The 16,035-nt window shown below is 37.3% G+C and carries 13 protein-coding genes; 12 read left to right on the top strand and 1 reads right to left on the bottom strand.

What is annotated here, in order from left to right; all coding sequences use genetic code 11:
- Nucleotides 1-76: 76 nt before the first annotated feature.
- A complete protein-coding gene (locus E7A03_RS02830) occupies nt 77-469 on the bottom strand; it encodes a thioesterase family protein (RefSeq protein ID WP_287550486.1) in 393 nt (130 codons plus the stop codon).
- Nucleotides 470-715: 246 nt separating this feature from the next.
- Here E7A03_RS02830 and E7A03_RS02825 point away from each other — a divergent pair, with 246 nt between their 5' ends.
- From E7A03_RS02825 to E7A03_RS02770, 12 genes are all read left to right on the top strand, one after another.
- The gene (locus E7A03_RS02825; RefSeq protein ID WP_004692970.1) at nt 716-1,453 is read left to right on the top strand and encodes a TVP38/TMEM64 family protein; all 738 of its coding nucleotides are present in this window, start codon (nt 716-718) and stop codon (nt 1,451-1,453) included.
- Between the two features lie 151 nt (nt 1,454-1,604).
- Nucleotides 1,605-2,798, top strand: a complete 1,194-nt coding sequence (locus E7A03_RS02820; protein ID WP_316073649.1) for an aminotransferase-like domain-containing protein — start codon at nt 1,605-1,607, stop codon at nt 2,796-2,798.
- A 120-nt stretch (nt 2,799-2,918) separates the two neighbouring features.
- Nucleotides 2,919-3,752 carry an Mrp/NBP35 family ATP-binding protein gene (locus tag E7A03_RS02815; protein ID WP_287550487.1) on the top strand — a complete coding sequence of 278 codons (834 nt, stop codon included), beginning with the start codon at nt 2,919-2,921 and terminating at the stop codon, nt 3,750-3,752.
- Nucleotides 3,753-3,987: 235 nt separating this feature from the next.
- The gene (locus E7A03_RS02810; protein WP_004697146.1) at nt 3,988-5,388 is read left to right on the top strand and encodes an anion permease; all 1,401 of its coding nucleotides are present in this window, start codon (nt 3,988-3,990) and stop codon (nt 5,386-5,388) included.
- A 234-nt stretch (nt 5,389-5,622) separates the two neighbouring features.
- Nucleotides 5,623-6,972 (top strand): M18 family aminopeptidase, encoded by a 1,350-nt coding sequence (locus E7A03_RS02805; protein WP_004697072.1) that lies wholly within the window; start codon nt 5,623-5,625, stop codon nt 6,970-6,972.
- A gap of 282 nt (nt 6,973-7,254) precedes the next feature.
- Complete coding sequence (locus E7A03_RS02800) at nt 7,255-10,701, top strand: pyruvate carboxylase (RefSeq protein ID WP_101928191.1); 3,447 nt, start codon at nt 7,255-7,257, stop codon at nt 10,699-10,701.
- Nucleotides 10,702-10,899: 198 nt separating this feature from the next.
- On the top strand, nt 10,900-11,391 hold the full coding sequence (nrdR, locus tag E7A03_RS02795) for a transcriptional regulator NrdR (protein ID WP_004692976.1): 492 nt from the start codon (nt 10,900-10,902) through the stop codon (nt 11,389-11,391).
- A gap of 60 nt (nt 11,392-11,451) precedes the next feature.
- Nucleotides 11,452-12,378: a dipeptidase gene (locus E7A03_RS02790; RefSeq protein ID WP_101928192.1), complete on the top strand. Its 927-nt coding sequence runs from the start codon at nt 11,452-11,454 to the stop codon at nt 12,376-12,378.
- The gene (gene gmhA / locus E7A03_RS02785; RefSeq protein ID WP_008600733.1) at nt 12,378-12,947 is read left to right on the top strand and encodes a D-sedoheptulose 7-phosphate isomerase; all 570 of its coding nucleotides are present in this window, start codon (nt 12,378-12,380) and stop codon (nt 12,945-12,947) included. Before E7A03_RS02790 ends, gmhA begins: the two co-directional genes overlap by 1 nt.
- A 93-nt stretch (nt 12,948-13,040) precedes the next feature.
- Entirely contained in the window at nt 13,041-14,519 is a 1,479-nt protein-coding gene (rfaE1, locus tag E7A03_RS02780; RefSeq protein ID WP_101928193.1) for a D-glycero-beta-D-manno-heptose-7-phosphate kinase, read from the top strand.
- On the top strand, nt 14,516-15,481 hold the full coding sequence (gene rfaD / locus E7A03_RS02775) for an ADP-glyceromanno-heptose 6-epimerase (protein ID WP_101928194.1): 966 nt from the start codon (nt 14,516-14,518) through the stop codon (nt 15,479-15,481). The genes rfaE1 and rfaD overlap by 4 nt, the downstream gene beginning before the upstream one ends.
- Nucleotides 15,481-15,975 (top strand): D-glycero-alpha-D-manno-heptose-1,7-bisphosphate 7-phosphatase, encoded by a 495-nt coding sequence (locus E7A03_RS02770; RefSeq protein WP_101928195.1) that lies wholly within the window; start codon nt 15,481-15,483, stop codon nt 15,973-15,975. The genes rfaD and E7A03_RS02770 overlap by 1 nt, the downstream gene beginning before the upstream one ends.
- The last annotated feature ends 60 nt before the right edge of the window (nt 15,976-16,035 follow it).

Genomic DNA, 16,035 nt, shown 5'->3' with positions numbered 1-16,035 from the left:
CCATTTTTTGTATTTTATTTTTTTAATAAAGTAAATAAGATATTAGCAATAAACCTATTAGTAAAATAGTAGGCTATTAGTTAGATTTTGCTCTACTATGCACCTTAGCCATAAATTTTTCGTTGTTAATAACAAATCGCTCATGAGTTCCTCGACCAATGATACCAACACCATCAGATGCTTCAATATCAAAGGTTATTTTACGTCCTTCTACGGCGATGACTGTAGCTTTAGCCGTTACTGTTGCACCAAGTGGAGTAGGGGCTTCATGGGTGATGGATAAAGCAATACCTACAGTGCCTTCACCTTCTTCTAAGTATGGTTGTACTGCTGCTTGAGCCGCTTCTTCCATTAAAGCGCACATGGCTGGTGTGGCAAAGACATCTAAAGAACCAGATTTCATTGTTTTAGCAATATTAGATTCTGTAACTGTTACAGTAGCCGTAGCTGTTTGACCTGCTGATACCATATTATACCTTCTTTCATTAAGAAAATTCTCGTTATAATAGTATTATACATCTTTCGATAATTTTTATGCTAATGTAATGATACATATTTTATAGATATATGTATACACCTCTAATGCTATATCGGTTATGAATTTTAAATATATTAAAAAAGCTATTCAGATTAAAATTAAAGAAATGTAACTAGTTATAACTGTTCTATAGAATACGTGATATAATGAAGCTAGTCTTTTTTATACGAGGTATATATGAGTAAAAGAAATTTAAAACCTTCTGGTGAAGGTTGGGTACAGTTAATAGCAGGCATAGGTTTTATTGTTTTATTAATTATTATAAATATTGTAGATCCTACATTTTATCCGACCATGTGGCACTTAGCAACAAGTGGCTCTATGGAAGAGGTAGCGGAGTATATTCAAAGTTTTGGCCCTATGGCCATGTTGGTGAGTATGGTCCTCGATATTTTTGTTAACGCCGTAGGCTTTTTACCGTCAATTTTCATATCTACAGCTAATGGTTTAGTATTTGGTATGTGGCCAGGGATCATTATTTCTTGGTTGGCTGAAACAATTGGTGTAGTCATTAGCTTTTATATTATGCGTTACTTCTTACGTGATACAGCGGATAAGTTGATTGCTAAGAGTACGGTATTGATGAAAGTAGATGATTTTTCCGGTAAAAATGGTTTTGTGGTCATGTTATTTGCACGATCCTTACCGTATTTTCCATCTGGGGTCATTACCGCCTTAGGGGCCATTAGTAAAATCAAACCTAGAGATTATATATTGGCAAACTTGATTGGTAAATTTCCATCTACGGCTTTAGAAGTAGCTATTGGTACAGATATTGTAAATTTCCAAGAAAATATGGGACGATTAGGAATTATTGTTCTTGTTGCAGGTGTTGTATACTTCATTCTTTGGAAAGTATATAAGAACTATATTAATAAGAAAAATGCGGAACAAGAGCATGATCCTAATGCGTAATATAAAGTCTAATTAGGTAAGCCATTACAAAATAACTAATTAACTATAGGCTGCTTACGTTTTAATAATGTAATATTCTTAATTCTTGATGTTAGTAATATTTTCTACTTAGAAGTGTTTTCTACATAGTATATATGAAAGAGGCGATAGTATGAGCTTTTCTCTTCCTGAACGTGTAACCTTAAAAGGTCCTAATTTTATTCGTGAAGTATTTGAACGTGGTGTAGGCGTGGAAGGCTTTATTAGCTTTGGTATTGGTAATCCTGCGCCAGAAGCGATACCGGTAGAGGTCATCGAAAGGGCTTTTGATGAAGTTGTGCATTCTAATCCTATGAGCCTTTTACAATATGGTCCAATGCAAGGTGATGCACATTTAGCAGAACTTACGTTAGAACGTTTAGTACAAACTCATAAGATGAATTCGGAAGGACAAGGTCTCATTATTTCCAATGGTGCAGGTCAATTATTAGGTCTTTTACCAATTACAGTTTTAGAACCAGGCGATGAAGTGTATATGGATGAATTTACTTTCACCAGTGCTATTAACTCTGTGCGCAACATGGGCGGTAAAGCAATAGGTATTAAAACTGACGAGTACGGTATGATTCCGGGTGAGTTAGAAAAAGCGGCTCAATCTGGTAAAGGTAAATATATTTATCTAATTCCCAACTTCCAGAATCCAACAGGCATTACTATGCCTTTAGAGCGCCGTAAGGAGATTTATGCTATTGCATCTAAATATGATTTATTTATCTATGAAGATGATCCATATGGTGAAATTCGTTTCGCCGGAGAATATATTCCAACGTTCAAATCCTTCGACACAGAAGATCGTGTTCTGTATGCAGGTTCTTATTCTAAAACATTATCTGCAGGCTTGCGTGTAGGCTTCTTATTTGGCCCAACTAAAGTTATTGAAGCTATCCAAGCATTAAAAAATAATACGGCCGGTCAAATGCCATTAGTAACTCAAAAGGTGGTAGCGAAGGTTCTTGATACCATTGATTACGATGCTCATTTAGATAATGTACGAAAAGTATATAAAATGAAATGTGAAGTTTTACTTAACGCTTTTAAAAAGTATGCGAGTTCTAAAGTTCATTTGACACAACCTACAGGTGGTATGTTTGCATGGATGACGATGCCTGAGGATGTAGATTGTGATGTATTCTTTGAAACTTGTATGGACCGCAATGTTGGGATTATTAAATGTGGTGCCTTTGCAGCAGATGGAGCAGGAGCAGGTCATGCATTTCGTTTGAGCTATACGGTACCAACAGTAGAGGAAATTACAAAGGGGATGGAAATTCTCGGCGGGTTAACTAAAGAATTTTGTGGTGAGTAATATATTGATAATTTTTGATATAACGTGATACAATGTAGGCGTAGATACATTGTGTTTACCATATAAAAAAGTTTTTAATATAGATGTGAGGTATAGCCTCAAAGAAAGTAGGTGTTTACTATGGGTTGCGGTAGCAGCAGTGATTGTGGCGGATGCCCATCTCAATCTTCTGGTTGCGGTGGTGGCGCGTCTCAACGACCTCAAGATCTTACAGCTCAATTGCACGAGCTTAGTTCTGTTAAACATGTAATTGGTGTAGTATCTGGCAAAGGTGGCGTAGGTAAATCCTCCGTTACCAGCTTGATGGCCATTACAATGGCGCGTAAAGGTTACAAAGTAGGTATCCTTGATGCTGATATTACAGGGCCTTCTATTCCTAAGATGTTTGGCATTAAGGAAAAGGCATATGCTGACGAAATCGGTATGTATCCTGTAAAATCCAAAGGCGGTATCGACGTTATGTCTGTTAACCTTCTTTTGGAAAACGATACAGATCCTGTTTTATGGCGTGGTCCTATTTTAGGCAATGTAGTAAAACAATTTTATACAGATGTTATTTGGAAAGACATCGATTATTTATTTGTTGATATGCCACCAGGAACAGGTGACGTAGCGATTACTGTATATCAATCCTTGAAATTGGACGGTATTATTATCGTTACATCTCCTCAAGACTTGGTATCCATGATTGTTGAAAAAGCAGTTAAAATGGCTGATTTAATGCAAGTGCCTATTATTGGTGTGGTGGAAAACTATTCTTACTTCCATTGTCCAGATAACGGTAAGGATTATCAAATTTTTGGTGAAAGCCACATCGAAGAAATCCTTCAGAAATACGGTCTGTTATTGTTGAACCGTTTACCAATCGACCCAACTATTGCAAACCTTTGCGATAAAGGTGATATTGAGTCTATCGAAAAAACAAATTTAGAGGACGTATCTCTACCTGAATAGGATTTATATGATAAAAGCTGTGCATTTATAAATGCACAGCTTTTTTATCACATCTTTTTATGGTGAAGTATATTATATTTATGGTAAGAAGATAGAATTATATCTTTAATTCTCTTACTACAGATATACTGAACATAGTTAGTATAGATTTTTATTTTTCTTAACATGATACTATAGGATGTATTGGCATATTATTGGTTTAATTTTATTGTTTTCCTAAGTAGGAGGTATGTGTATGAAAAAACTATTGAACTGGATCATTCCAGCAGCCTTTGGTTTAGGATTGTGGTTTGTTCCAACTCCAGAGGGATTAACTCCTCAGTCATGGCATTTATTTGCAATCTTTGTAGCTACTATAGTAGGCTTCATTACTCAGCCGTTACCGATTGGTGGCGTATCTATCGTTGTTATTACTGTTGCTGCATTGACAGGTACATTAAAGATTAGTGAAGGTATTTCAGGTTTTGCTAACTCTGCAATCTGGCTAATTGTAGGTGCTTTCTTATTTTCTCGTGGCTTTATTAAAACTGGTTTGGGGAAACGTATTGCTTATAATTTGATTTCTGCTTTTGGTAGTAGTTCCTTGCGTTTGGCCTATGCATTGGCTTTGTCTGATTTGATTTTAGCTCCCGCAACACCATCTAACACAGCTCGTGTAGGCGGTGTAATCATGCCAATTACAACTAGCTTAGCAAAAGCTTTCGGTTCTGAACCACAAGATGGACCTCGTAAAATTGGTTCTTTCTTGATGCAATCTATTTACCAAGTAAATACGATTACATCTGCGATGTTCCAAACATCCATGGCTGGTAATACATTGGTTGCAGCATTAGCGCTTCAATCTTTTGGTATTGGCATTACATGGGGCGACTGGGCTATGGCAGCTATCGTACCTGGTATTATTGCATTGATTATTATGCCGTATTTCATTTATAAAGTATATCCACCGGAAATCAAAGATGCTCGTGAAGCTCAACAAATGGTTCGCGAAGAGTTAAAAGGTCTTGGAAAGATGTCTTTCCAAGAATGGGTAATGCTTGGCGTATTTATTTTAGCATTAGTTTTATGGGCTACGTCTCAATTTACAAAACTCGATGCTACAACTGTTGCATTCTTAGGTATTTCTATTTTACTTGCTACAGGCGTTCTAATTTGGGACGATGTTAAGAGTGAAAAAGGTGCTTGGGATACCTTGGTTTGGATGGGGACATTGATGGGCTTTGCCGGGTTCCTTTCTAAATTGGGCTTTATCAAATGGGCTACAGTTCAAGTTGGTGGTTATATTCCAGAAGGCTCTTGGGTAATTGCCTTTGTTGTAGCTGTTCTTGTTAATACATATGCTCACTATGTATTTGCATCCTTAACAGCGCATATTTCTGCGATGTTCGTAGCATTCTCTGCAATCGCTATTTCTGCAGGTGCGCCACCAATGTTGACATTGTTGATGATTGCATTCACATCTAACTTGTGTATGTCTTTGACTCACTATGCAGCAGGTCCATCTCCAGTAATCTTTAATACTGGTTATGTTCCTCAAAATACATGGTGGAAACTTGGTTTCTTCACATCTGTAATCAACTTAATTATTTTCATGGGGCTTGGCTCTGTATGGATGAAGTTGATTGGAATGTGGTAAAATCTAGTACTGACAATTCTATTGGATTGTAATACATGTACTTTAAACCTATTAGATTTAGTGTACTATGTATTTACGCCATATATAAAAAGCCGTTCCAATAGGGGCGGCTTTTTTGTGATAAAATATGAGTAGTTAATAGATAATTAATGTAAATATTGTAAAATAATATACATAATAAATTATTCAAGCTAATTGCACAAATTTTATATGATTTGTGCATAGGAGGGATCTATGAAGTTTGATAATGAACAATTATTAAAGTATATTGGCGCTTGCACATCTCCGTATCACACAGTAGATACGAGTTTACAAATGCTTTTGGACTCAGGATTTACAGAGCTTAGTTTGGAAGATGAGTGGCAGTTAGACTCTGGTTCTTATGTAGTTAATGTGTTTGGTACCACCTTATTTGCCTTTCATATAGGAAAGAAACCAGAACATACATTACGTATTGCGTCGGCTCATACAGATTTTCCTGCTATTCGTGTTAAACCAAACCCTATAACCTCTGTGAAAGGATACACAAAGTTAAATGTAGAAATGTATGGCGGTCTTATAGAAAATACATGGCTTGATCGTCCATTAGGTGCAGCAGGTACGGTTGTGTTAAAAGGGAAAAATGCCTTTGACGTAGATTCTGTTCTAGTCGATACAAAACGGCCTATCGCTATTGTTCCAAACCTAGCTATTCATATGAATCGCTCTGTTAATGATGGGGTTAAACTAAATCGTCAAAAAGAAATGCTTCCTATATTGATGATGGAACGTAATAATGAAGATAATCCTACAAAAGCTTTAAATAATAGAAATAATCCAAGTTTATTTTCAGAATCAGATACTCAATACGATGAGTGGACAAAGTTTTTAGCTGATGAAGTAGATTGCGATCCTTCCGAAATATTATCTTATGAAATGACTTTATATCCTACGGAACAAGGCTGTGTACTCGGTACGGAAGGTGATTTCATTAGCTCACCTCGTTTAGATAATTTAACATCTTGCTTTGGTGTATTATCTGGTATTATTCAAGCTCAAAAAATGAATGTCAATGGTGTTCGCTGTGCTATACTTTTTGATAACGAAGAGGTTGGTAGTCGTACGAAACAAGGTGGGGCTGGCATGATATTACCAAATCTCGTTAAACGCGTGTATGACGCATTAGGATATTCTAATCAAGAGATGGACAGTTTTATCTCTAAGGGCTTTATGATTTCTTCCGATGTAGCGCACGGATTACACCCAAACTATCCAGAGAAAAATGATATTACGAATATTCCTGTACTTAATAAAGGGTTAGCCCTCAAGATTGCATGTAGCCAATCTTACGCCGGGGATGCTAAGGCCATTGCTATCGTTAAAGGCCTTTGTGAAGAAGCGGATGCACAGTATCAGATTTATGTAAATCGTTCGGATATTCCAGGTGGATCTACTGTAGGTTCCATTTCATCAGCTATGTTACCAATGCGTACTATTGATGTAGGATTGCCTCTTTTAGCAATGCATTCAGCTAGAGAATTGATGGGGGCAGCTGATCAAGAGCAATTAAATCGATTAATGAATCACTTTTTAGGTGGTAAATAATATAAAAATGGAATTTATTCGATGTGCATTATTGAAAGACATATGATTTTTTGTAATGAACAGTAAAAAATATATTTTATACTTTCATAATTGGTATAATCCTTTAAATATAATGAAAATATTGTATAATAAGTATATATTATTATGAATATAAAACCTCATCATAAATTTTGATGAGGCTTTCCGCAATATTGATTTATCTATAAGTATAGGAAATATTCATATATTAATAAAAATGAAAGCTGATAGTTCACATTTGTGGAAGCTAGTAGGAGGCAATACATGAGAAAAATTAAATCCGTATTGGTTGCCAACCGTGGAGAAATTGCAATCCGCGTGTTCCGTGCATGTAATGAAATGGGGATTAAAACTGTAGCCATTTACTCTAAAGAGGATACATTATCCTTGCACCGTAACCAAGCCGATGAAGCCTATCTCGTAGGGGAAGGGAAAAAACCAGTTGACGCATATCTTGATATTGAAGATATCATCCGTATTGCAAAAGAACATGACATCGATGCTATCCATCCAGGTTATGGCTTCTTATCTGAAAATGAAGGCTTTGCTCGTCGTTGTGAAGAAGAAGGAATTATCTTTATCGGGCCTAAAATCAAGCATTTGAATATGTTTGGTGACAAAGTAAATGCTCGTGAGCAAGCTAAATTAGCAAAAATTCCGATGATCCCAGGTTCTGATGGAGCTTTAAAAGATTATGCTCAACTAGAAGAATTTGCTGATACACATGGTTTTCCATTGATGATTAAAGCCGTTAATGGCGGCGGCGGTCGTGGTATGCGTGAAGTTCATCATAAAGAAGATCTTCGAGATGCATATGATCGTGCTAAATCTGAAGCGAAAGCTGCGTTTGGTGATGATGATGTATATGTAGAAAAACTTATCGTAGAACCTAAACATATTGAAGTTCAAATCTTAGGTGACGAACATGGCAATGTAGTTCATTTGCATGAACGTGATTGCTCTGTTCAACGTCGTCACCAAAAAGTAGTTGAAATGGCGCCAGCTTTTGCATTGTCCTTAGAAACTCGTAAAGCTGTATGTGATGCTGCCGTTAAAATCATGAAAAATGTTGGCTACGTGAATGCAGGTACTGTAGAGTTTTTGGTAACTGCTGACGGTAGCTTCTATTTCATCGAAGTTAATCCACGTATTCAAGTAGAGCATACTGTAACAGAAATGATTACAGATATTGACATTGTTCATGCTCAAATTAGAATTGCTGAGGGTTTTAGCTTACATAGTCCTGAAGTAGGTATTCCTGAGCAAGATAAAGTTCCTTGTAAAGGCACTGCTATCCAATGTCGTATTACCACAGAAGATCCTAAAAATAACTTTATGCCTGATACCGGTAAAATCTTGGCATACCGTAGCTCCGGTGGTTTTGGTATCCGCCTTGATTCTGGTAATGCATTTACTGGTGCCGTTGTAACACCTTACTATGACTCCTTGCTTGTGAAAGCGACTGCATTTGGTCCTAACAACGAAGAAACTATTCGTAAAATGCTTCGTTGCTTGAAAGAATTCCGTATTCGCGGTGTAAAAACAAATATTCACTTCTTGATTAATGTATTGGAACATCCTGAATTCCAAAGTGGTTCTTACAATGTAAACTTCATTGAAGAGCATCCTGAATTATTCGAATTAAAACCAGATCGTGACCGTGGTACTAAATTATTACGTTACATTGCTGATGTTACAATTAATGGCTATTCTGGTGCAGGAGCTCAAGAGGTTCCTGACTTTGAACCGATTCAAATGCCATCTGCTTTGGATGTAAGTCCAGCATCTGGTACAAAACAAAAATTTGATGAACTTGGACCAGATAAATTTAGTAAATGGTTATCGGAACAAAAACAAGTATTTTTCACTGATACCACTTGGCGTGATGCTCACCAATCTTTGTTCGCTACACGTCTTCGTACAATTGATATGGCTCGCGTAGCTGGTCATGCTGCAAAAGGTGTACCTAACTTATTCTCCTTAGAATGTTGGGGTGGTGCTACTTTTGACGTATCATACCGATTCTTACATGAAGATCCGTGGGAGCGTTTGCGCATGTTCCGTCGTGAAGTGCCAAATACTTTGCTTCAAATGCTTCTTCGTGGTGCAAATGCCGTAGGTTACACATCGTATCCAGACAACGTAGTTCGTCAATTCATTCAACGGGCTGCTGCTAATGGTATTGATGTATTCCGCGTATTTGATAGCTTGAATAGTCTTGATAATATGCATGTTGCTATCGATGAAGTGCGTGCACAAAATAAAATAGCTGAAGTTGCATTGTGCTATACTGGCGATATCCTTGATGGTGCTCGTACAAAATACAACTTGGTCTATTATGTAAATATGGCAAAAGAGCTTGAAAAAGCTGGTGCCAATATTATTGCCATTAAAGATATGGCCGGCCTTTTAAAACCACAAGCTTCTTATAACTTGGTATCTGCCTTGAAAGATGCTGTCTCTGTTCCAATTCACTTGCATACTCATGAAGGCTCCGGTAACTCTATCTATACATATGGCCGCGCTGTAGATGCTGGTGTTGATGTAATCGACTTAGCATACTCAGCATTTGCTAATGGTACTTCTCAACCTAGCATGAATTCCATGTACTATGCATTGTCTGGTCATGAACGTCAACCAGAAATGAACATTGATTACATGGAAGAAATGTCTCATTATTTTGGTAGTATCAGACCATATTACAAAGGTGTAGATAAAGCAGAAGCATATCCTAATACTGAAGTATATCAACATGAAATGCCAGGTGGACAATACTCTAACTTGCAACAACAAGCTAAAATGGTAGGGCTTGGTGATCGTTGGACAGATATTAAGAAAATGTACCACCAAGTAAACATGATGTTTGGTGATATCATTAAAGTTACACCATCCTCTAAAGTGGTAGGGGATATGACATTGTACATGGTACAAAACAACTTAACTGAAAAAGATATCTACGAAAAAGGCGATGTATTGGATTTCCCTCAATCCGTAGTTGAATTCTTTGAAGGCCGTCTTGGTACTCCATATCAAGGCTTCCCTGAAAAATTACAAAAAATCATCTTGAAAGGTGCTCGCCCAATCACAGTTCGCCCTGGTGCTGTATTACCTCCAACAGATTTTGAACATATTCGTCATGAATTAAGCGAAATGGGAGCCCAAACAACTGATGAAGATATTAGTGCATATTGCTTGTATCCTAAGGTTTACCAAGATTACAATAAATTTGTAAAAGACTTTGGCGATGTATCTGTATTAGATACTCCAACATTCTTCTTTGGTATGAAACGGGGCGAAGAAATTCAAGTAACTATTGAAAAAGGTAAAACACTGATTATCAAGATGAATGGTTTCTCTGAACCTGATGAAGATGGTAACCGCATCGTATTGTTCGAGTTTAATGGTCAACCTCGTAGCATTAAGGTTCATGATAAATATGCTAAGACAACTGGTGTTGTTCGTCGCAAAGCAGATGAATCTAACCCTGGTGAAATAGGTGCTACATTGTCTGGTTCCGTTGTTAAGATCCTCATTAAGAATGGTCAATCTGTAACTAAAGGTGAACCATTGATCGTTACAGAAGCAATGAAAATGGAAACAACAATTACAGCTCCTATCGACGGTATCGTAGAAGAAATCCTTGTACGTGAAGGTAGCCGTATCGAATCTGGTGACTGCTTGCTTCGTATTGAAGATGCTTTAAAACGATAAGCTAACAATCATTTAAAATTAAAAATATTATTTCTCAAATATTTCATAAAATGAAAAATTGAAGAATAATGGAAGAATCCCTAGGAAATCCTAGGGATTCTTTGTATTTTCAAGGGTTTCATGGTACTATATAATATAGAGAAAATGGGCGTATTATGCGTTATTTTAGAATGATTAGTAGAAAAGGAGTAGTAACAGATGAGATGTCCTTATTGCCAACACACAGACACGAAGGTAACAGACTCTAGAACGACTGATGAAGGTAATAGTATTCGCCGTCGCCGTGAATGTATCAATTGTGGCCGTCGCTTTACTACCTATGAAATTATAGAAGAAGTACCACTAATGGTATTGAAGAAAAATGGACGACGTGAATTATTTGACCGCGGTAAGCTCCTAAATGGGTTATTGCGCTCTTGTGATAAGCGTACAGTTCCTATGTCTGTGATGGAGCAAGTAGTTAATGATGTAGAGCGTGACATTCGGAATGAAATTAACCAAGAGGTTACAACTGATCGCATTGGTGAGCTTGTGTTACAACAACTGAAAGACATAGATCAAGTTGCATATGTTCGTTTTGCCAGTGTATATCGTAAGTTTGATAATATTGATAGCTTTATGGAAGAGTTAAAGGCTCTGAAGAAGTTAGACGCTAAAAAGCCGAAACGCAAACCTGTCGTAGAAGAATAATTGTTTTTGTATTACTGATTGGTTATACATAGTTTTGAAATTAGCGATGTGTGAGGCTTTATGATAGATTTACATTGTGATACGATGATGCAATTGCTAGATCATCCTGATAGTGGTGATTTATATCGTAATACTTGGAAAATAGATATAGAAAAATTACAAAAGGCTCATAGCAAGATACAAGACTTTGCACTCTTTATTAATATGGGGGAGACGAATGACCCTTATGGTCGCTATGAAGAGATGCGTAATTTGTGTGTATCACAAATTCATAACTATGGAGAGCACATACAACATGTGCTCTCTTATCAAGATGTAGAGTCTGTATACAAGTCTGGTAAGATTGGGGCGCTCATGTCTATTGAGGAAGGTGGCGTGCTAGGTGGCGATTTAAATAAACTTAAACAAGCTTACCAAGATGGAGTCAGACTTATAACGCTAACATGGAACTATCCAAATGGACTTGGCGAGCCACACTGTGGTGAGCAACATAAAAAATTAACATCTAAAGGTGTTGAATTTGTAGAAGCTATGCAAGAGTTAGGGATAATTGTTGATTGCTCACATCTTAATGATGCTGGTACAGAGCAACTAGGAGATATTCTAGATGTTCCTTTTATAGCATCTCATTCAAATGCACGGGAAGTTCGGGCTCATACGCGAAATTTGCCGGATAATCTTATTAGACTTATCGCTAATAAGGGAGGTATTATAGGACTTAATTTTGCTCAGAATTTTCTCGGCACATCGCCAATTAGTCGCATTGAAGATATTGTTAAACATGGTCTATATTTCATCGACAAGGGCGGTGAAGATGTAGTGGCATTAGGAACTGATTTTGATGGGATTCCACCCAACACAGAGATTGCAGATATGTCTCAAATGAGTCGTCTTTATGATGCTTTTAAAGAGGCAGGATTATCTGTGGAGCAGTGTGAAAAGTTGTTCTGGAAAAATGCAGATAGACTACTAAAGGAGATTTTATAATGACTGATTTAAATCCAATCATTGCTGATCGTTTTACTGAGCATCTTGAAGTGTTTGGTAAGACGATGGAACATATGGATACCATTCAAGAAATTGGGTATCGCTGTAAAGCGGCTTTAGAAAATGGTAATAAAATTTTGTTCTGTGGTAATGGTGGCTCTGCGGCGGACTCTCAACATTTAGCAGCTGAATTGATTTGTCGCTTTAAAAAGGAACGGCGCTCTCTTGCAGGCATTGCATTAACTACTGATACATCTGCATTAACAGCTATTGCGAATGACTATGATTTTGAATCTGTTTTTGCACGTCAAGTAGAAGGTTTAGGCCGTACAGGTGATGTCCTCATCGGTATTTCTACATCTGGTAACTCTAAGAATGTTGTAAAAGCTGCAGAAATGGCCCGTTCTATTGGTATGCATACCATTGCTTTCACTGGGGAAGGCGGTGGCAAACTAGCCGAACTATGTGATATTACACTGGCTATTCCCAGTAATGTGACAGCGCGCATTCAAGAAATGCATATCTTAGCTGGGCACATTATGTGCGAAATTATTGAAGAAGACTATTAACCGACAGGTTTTTACTCATAGATACACATTGTTTCAATTAAAAATTTATTTAAATTAGGAACATATGTAATTTTGATAAGGAATAGGTGGATTATGATAAATACTACCATTAGTCAGTTTTTAACAAAGCAACTGCCAAACTTGAAGATTGCCGTTGTAGGCGATGTAATGGTAGATCGTTATGTGTTTGGTGATGTAAGTCGTATTTCTCCAGAAGCACCGGTTCCTGTAAACCGCGTGTCCAAGATGAAAGAGGTCCTTGGTGGAGCTGGTAATGTTGCATCTAATCTGTCTAATTTAGACTGTAAGGTATACCTTGGTGCACTAGCAGGTAATGATGATCATGGCCGTTTATTAAAAAATTTACTTGATACTGATAAAATCGATACGACTGGTTTAATCACTAGTGATGACCGCTCTACTATTACTAAGATGCGCATATTGGGTGATCGTCAACAGATGATGCGCCTTGATTTTGAAACGATTACAGATTTAACCGATCAAGAAGAACAACAATTGTCTGTTTGGCTGGAAAATCTATGTAAAGAGGGTATTGATGGTATTGTCGTATCTGACTATGGTAAAGGCGTTTGTACACCTACCTTGTTGAAGACAATCTTTAGTTTGGCTAAGGAATATGGTGTTCAAACTATCGTAGATCCTAAGGGGGCAGACTGGTCTAAATACAATGGTGCTACATGTATTACACCGAATGTGAAAGAACTTGGCGAATGTGTAGGCCGTACGTTAGAAAATGATGATGCTACTATCGTAGAGGCTGCTAAGTCTGTACTTGCTACTGTAGATTTAGACTATATTGTGGCTACTCGATCTGCTAAGGGTATTACGGTTATTGCAAGGGATGGCCGTACATGGCATAATCCTGCTACTCAACAAGAGGTATTCGATGTGAGTGGTGCTGGAGATACCGTTGTATCCATGATGATGACCTGTCTTGCAAGTGGTTTATCGATGCGTTTAGCCTTACATATCGCCAATGGTGCAGCGGGTATCGTAGTATCTAAGGTTGGTACGTATCCAATACATCGTTCTGAGTTATTAGACTTATGGCATTCCTATAAACATAGTATTCAATCTAAGCCATTATATACGAAGGAAGAGATGAAAGAACTCATTTCACAATGGCAAAGCAAAGGTGAAACTGTAGTGTTTACAAATGGTTGTTTTGACATTCTTCACCGTGGACATATCACGTATTTACAAGAAGCTGCGCAGCTAGGTGATCATTTAATCATTGGATTAAATTCTGATTCATCTGTTCGACGTTTAAAAGGAGAAACACGGCCCATCGTAAGTGAAGCGGATAGAGCGGCCTTGTTGAGTGCGTTGCAATGTATTGACGGTGTAGTACTATTTGAAGAGGATACACCGGCTGAATTATTAGCGTACTTGCGTCCCAATACTCTTGTTAAGGGCGGAGATTACAAAATAGAAGATATTATTGGACGCGAGTCCGTTGACAATGTAGAGGTTCTTTCATTTAAAGAAGGTTACTCTACATCAGATATTGTAGGGAAAATAGCCACTATGGCTAAGGAGGGCAAATTATGATTATCGTAACAGGTGGTGCTGGTTTTATTGGCAGTAATATTGTGAAAGCACTGAATGATCGTGGTCGTACAGATATTCTCATCGTAGATGATCTTACAGATGGTCGTAAGATTCGCAATATTCAAAATCTAGAATTTCTAGATTACATCGATTGTGATGATTTTGATTGTGCTATTGCTGATGGTACATTCGACGTTGGCCCTATTGAAGTCGTATTCCATGAAGGTGCTTGTGCAGACACAATGGAATATAATGGCAAATACATGATGAAGAACAACTATGAAGGTTCTAAAAATCTATTCCATTATTGCCAAGACCGTCGCATTCCATTCATCTATGCCTCCTCTGCATCTACCTATGGTAATGGTACACATGGTTTCGTAGAAACGCCTGAAGCTGAAGAAGCACTTAATCCATATGCGTATTCTAAATTGTTATTTGACCGTTATGTACGTAAATATGAAGGTGAATATACTGCACAAGTTGTGGGGCTACGTTATTTTAACGTATATGGTCCTAATGAAGCCCATAAAGATAAAATGGCTTCTTTAGTACGTCAAATGTTCTACAAAAATAAAGAAACAGGTATTATTAATCTCTTTGAAGGTACAGATGGCTACGAAGATGGTGGTCAAACACGTGACTTTATCTATGTAAAAGACGTAGTTAATGTAAACTTCTATTTCTGGGAGCATCCTGAAATCTCTGGTACTTTTAACTGTGGTACAGGTAATGCTCATAGCTTTAACCAATTCATGCAAGCTGTTATCGACTACAATGGTCAAGGCAAAATTGAATATGTGCCATTCCCAGAGGTGTTAAAGGGTAAATACCAAAGCTTTACAGAGGCTGATACTACTAAGTTGTTAGCTGCTGGCTATGATAAAGGGTTCCATAAAATGGAAGATGCCGTTAAAGAATATTGTGAACTATTAGATAATAACGAAGGGTATTTACGCTAATGCGCAAGGTATTATTTTTAGATCGCGATGGTGTTATTAACAAGGATGTTAGTTATCTATATAAAATCACCGATTTAGAGTGGGTAGATGGTGCAAAAGAGGCCCTTGCTTATGCTCATAGTAAGGGCTATGATCTCATTGTAGTGACAAATCAGAGTGGTGTAGCTCGTGGTTACTATAAAGAATCTGATGTTCAGATTTTACATGACTATATGGCTCATGAACTAGATCGCAGTGGAGCACCGATTTTACATTTCTATTACTGTCCACATCATAAAGAAGGTATTGTTCCTCTCTATGCAGTAGAATGTGAATGTAGAAAGCCTAAACCTGGCATGATTAAGCAAGCTATTAAGGATTATGATGTAAATATATCAAATAGTTTTCTTATCGGTGATAGTCAGCGTGATGTTGATGCAGCTGAGGCTGCTGGCATTAAGGGGTACTTATTTAAAGGCTCTAATCTATTGGATTTCATTAAAACAATAATTTAATCATTTATTCCATTTAGTTTATTTCGGAAGAATATATTTGGGTTTGTTGTGTTGTATTTG

The sequence above is a fragment of the Veillonella parvula genome, from assembly GCF_032472435.1.
Taxonomy (GTDB): domain Bacteria; phylum Bacillota; class Negativicutes; order Veillonellales; family Veillonellaceae; genus Veillonella; species Veillonella parvula_N.
This window is presented reverse-complemented; position numbering and strand designations above follow the sequence as displayed.

Bases quoted from the DNA above. Each gene is read 5' to 3' on its own strand.
- E7A03_RS02830 (WP_287550486.1), bottom strand. From the start codon at position 469: ATGGTATCAGCAGGTCAAACAGCTACGGCTACTGTAACAGTTACAGAA.
- E7A03_RS02825 (WP_004692970.1), top strand. From the start codon at position 716: ATGAGTAAAAGAAATTTAAAACCTTCTGGTGAAGGTTGGGTACAGTTA.
- E7A03_RS02820 (WP_316073649.1), top strand. From the start codon at position 1,605: ATGAGCTTTTCTCTTCCTGAACGTGTAACCTTAAAAGGTCCTAATTTT.
- E7A03_RS02815 (WP_287550487.1), top strand. From the start codon at position 2,919: ATGGGTTGCGGTAGCAGCAGTGATTGTGGCGGATGCCCATCTCAATCT.
- E7A03_RS02810 (WP_004697146.1), top strand. From the start codon at position 3,988: ATGAAAAAACTATTGAACTGGATCATTCCAGCAGCCTTTGGTTTAGGA.
- E7A03_RS02805 (WP_004697072.1), top strand. From the start codon at position 5,623: ATGAAGTTTGATAATGAACAATTATTAAAGTATATTGGCGCTTGCACA.
- E7A03_RS02800 (WP_101928191.1), top strand. From the start codon at position 7,255: ATGAGAAAAATTAAATCCGTATTGGTTGCCAACCGTGGAGAAATTGCA.
- nrdR (WP_004692976.1), top strand. From the start codon at position 10,900: ATGAGATGTCCTTATTGCCAACACACAGACACGAAGGTAACAGACTCT.
- E7A03_RS02790 (WP_101928192.1), top strand. From the start codon at position 11,452: ATGATAGATTTACATTGTGATACGATGATGCAATTGCTAGATCATCCT.
- gmhA (WP_008600733.1), top strand. From the start codon at position 12,378: ATGACTGATTTAAATCCAATCATTGCTGATCGTTTTACTGAGCATCTT.
- rfaE1 (WP_101928193.1), top strand. From the start codon at position 13,041: ATGATAAATACTACCATTAGTCAGTTTTTAACAAAGCAACTGCCAAAC.
- rfaD (WP_101928194.1), top strand. From the start codon at position 14,516: ATGATTATCGTAACAGGTGGTGCTGGTTTTATTGGCAGTAATATTGTG.
- E7A03_RS02770 (WP_101928195.1), top strand. From the start codon at position 15,481: ATGCGCAAGGTATTATTTTTAGATCGCGATGGTGTTATTAACAAGGAT.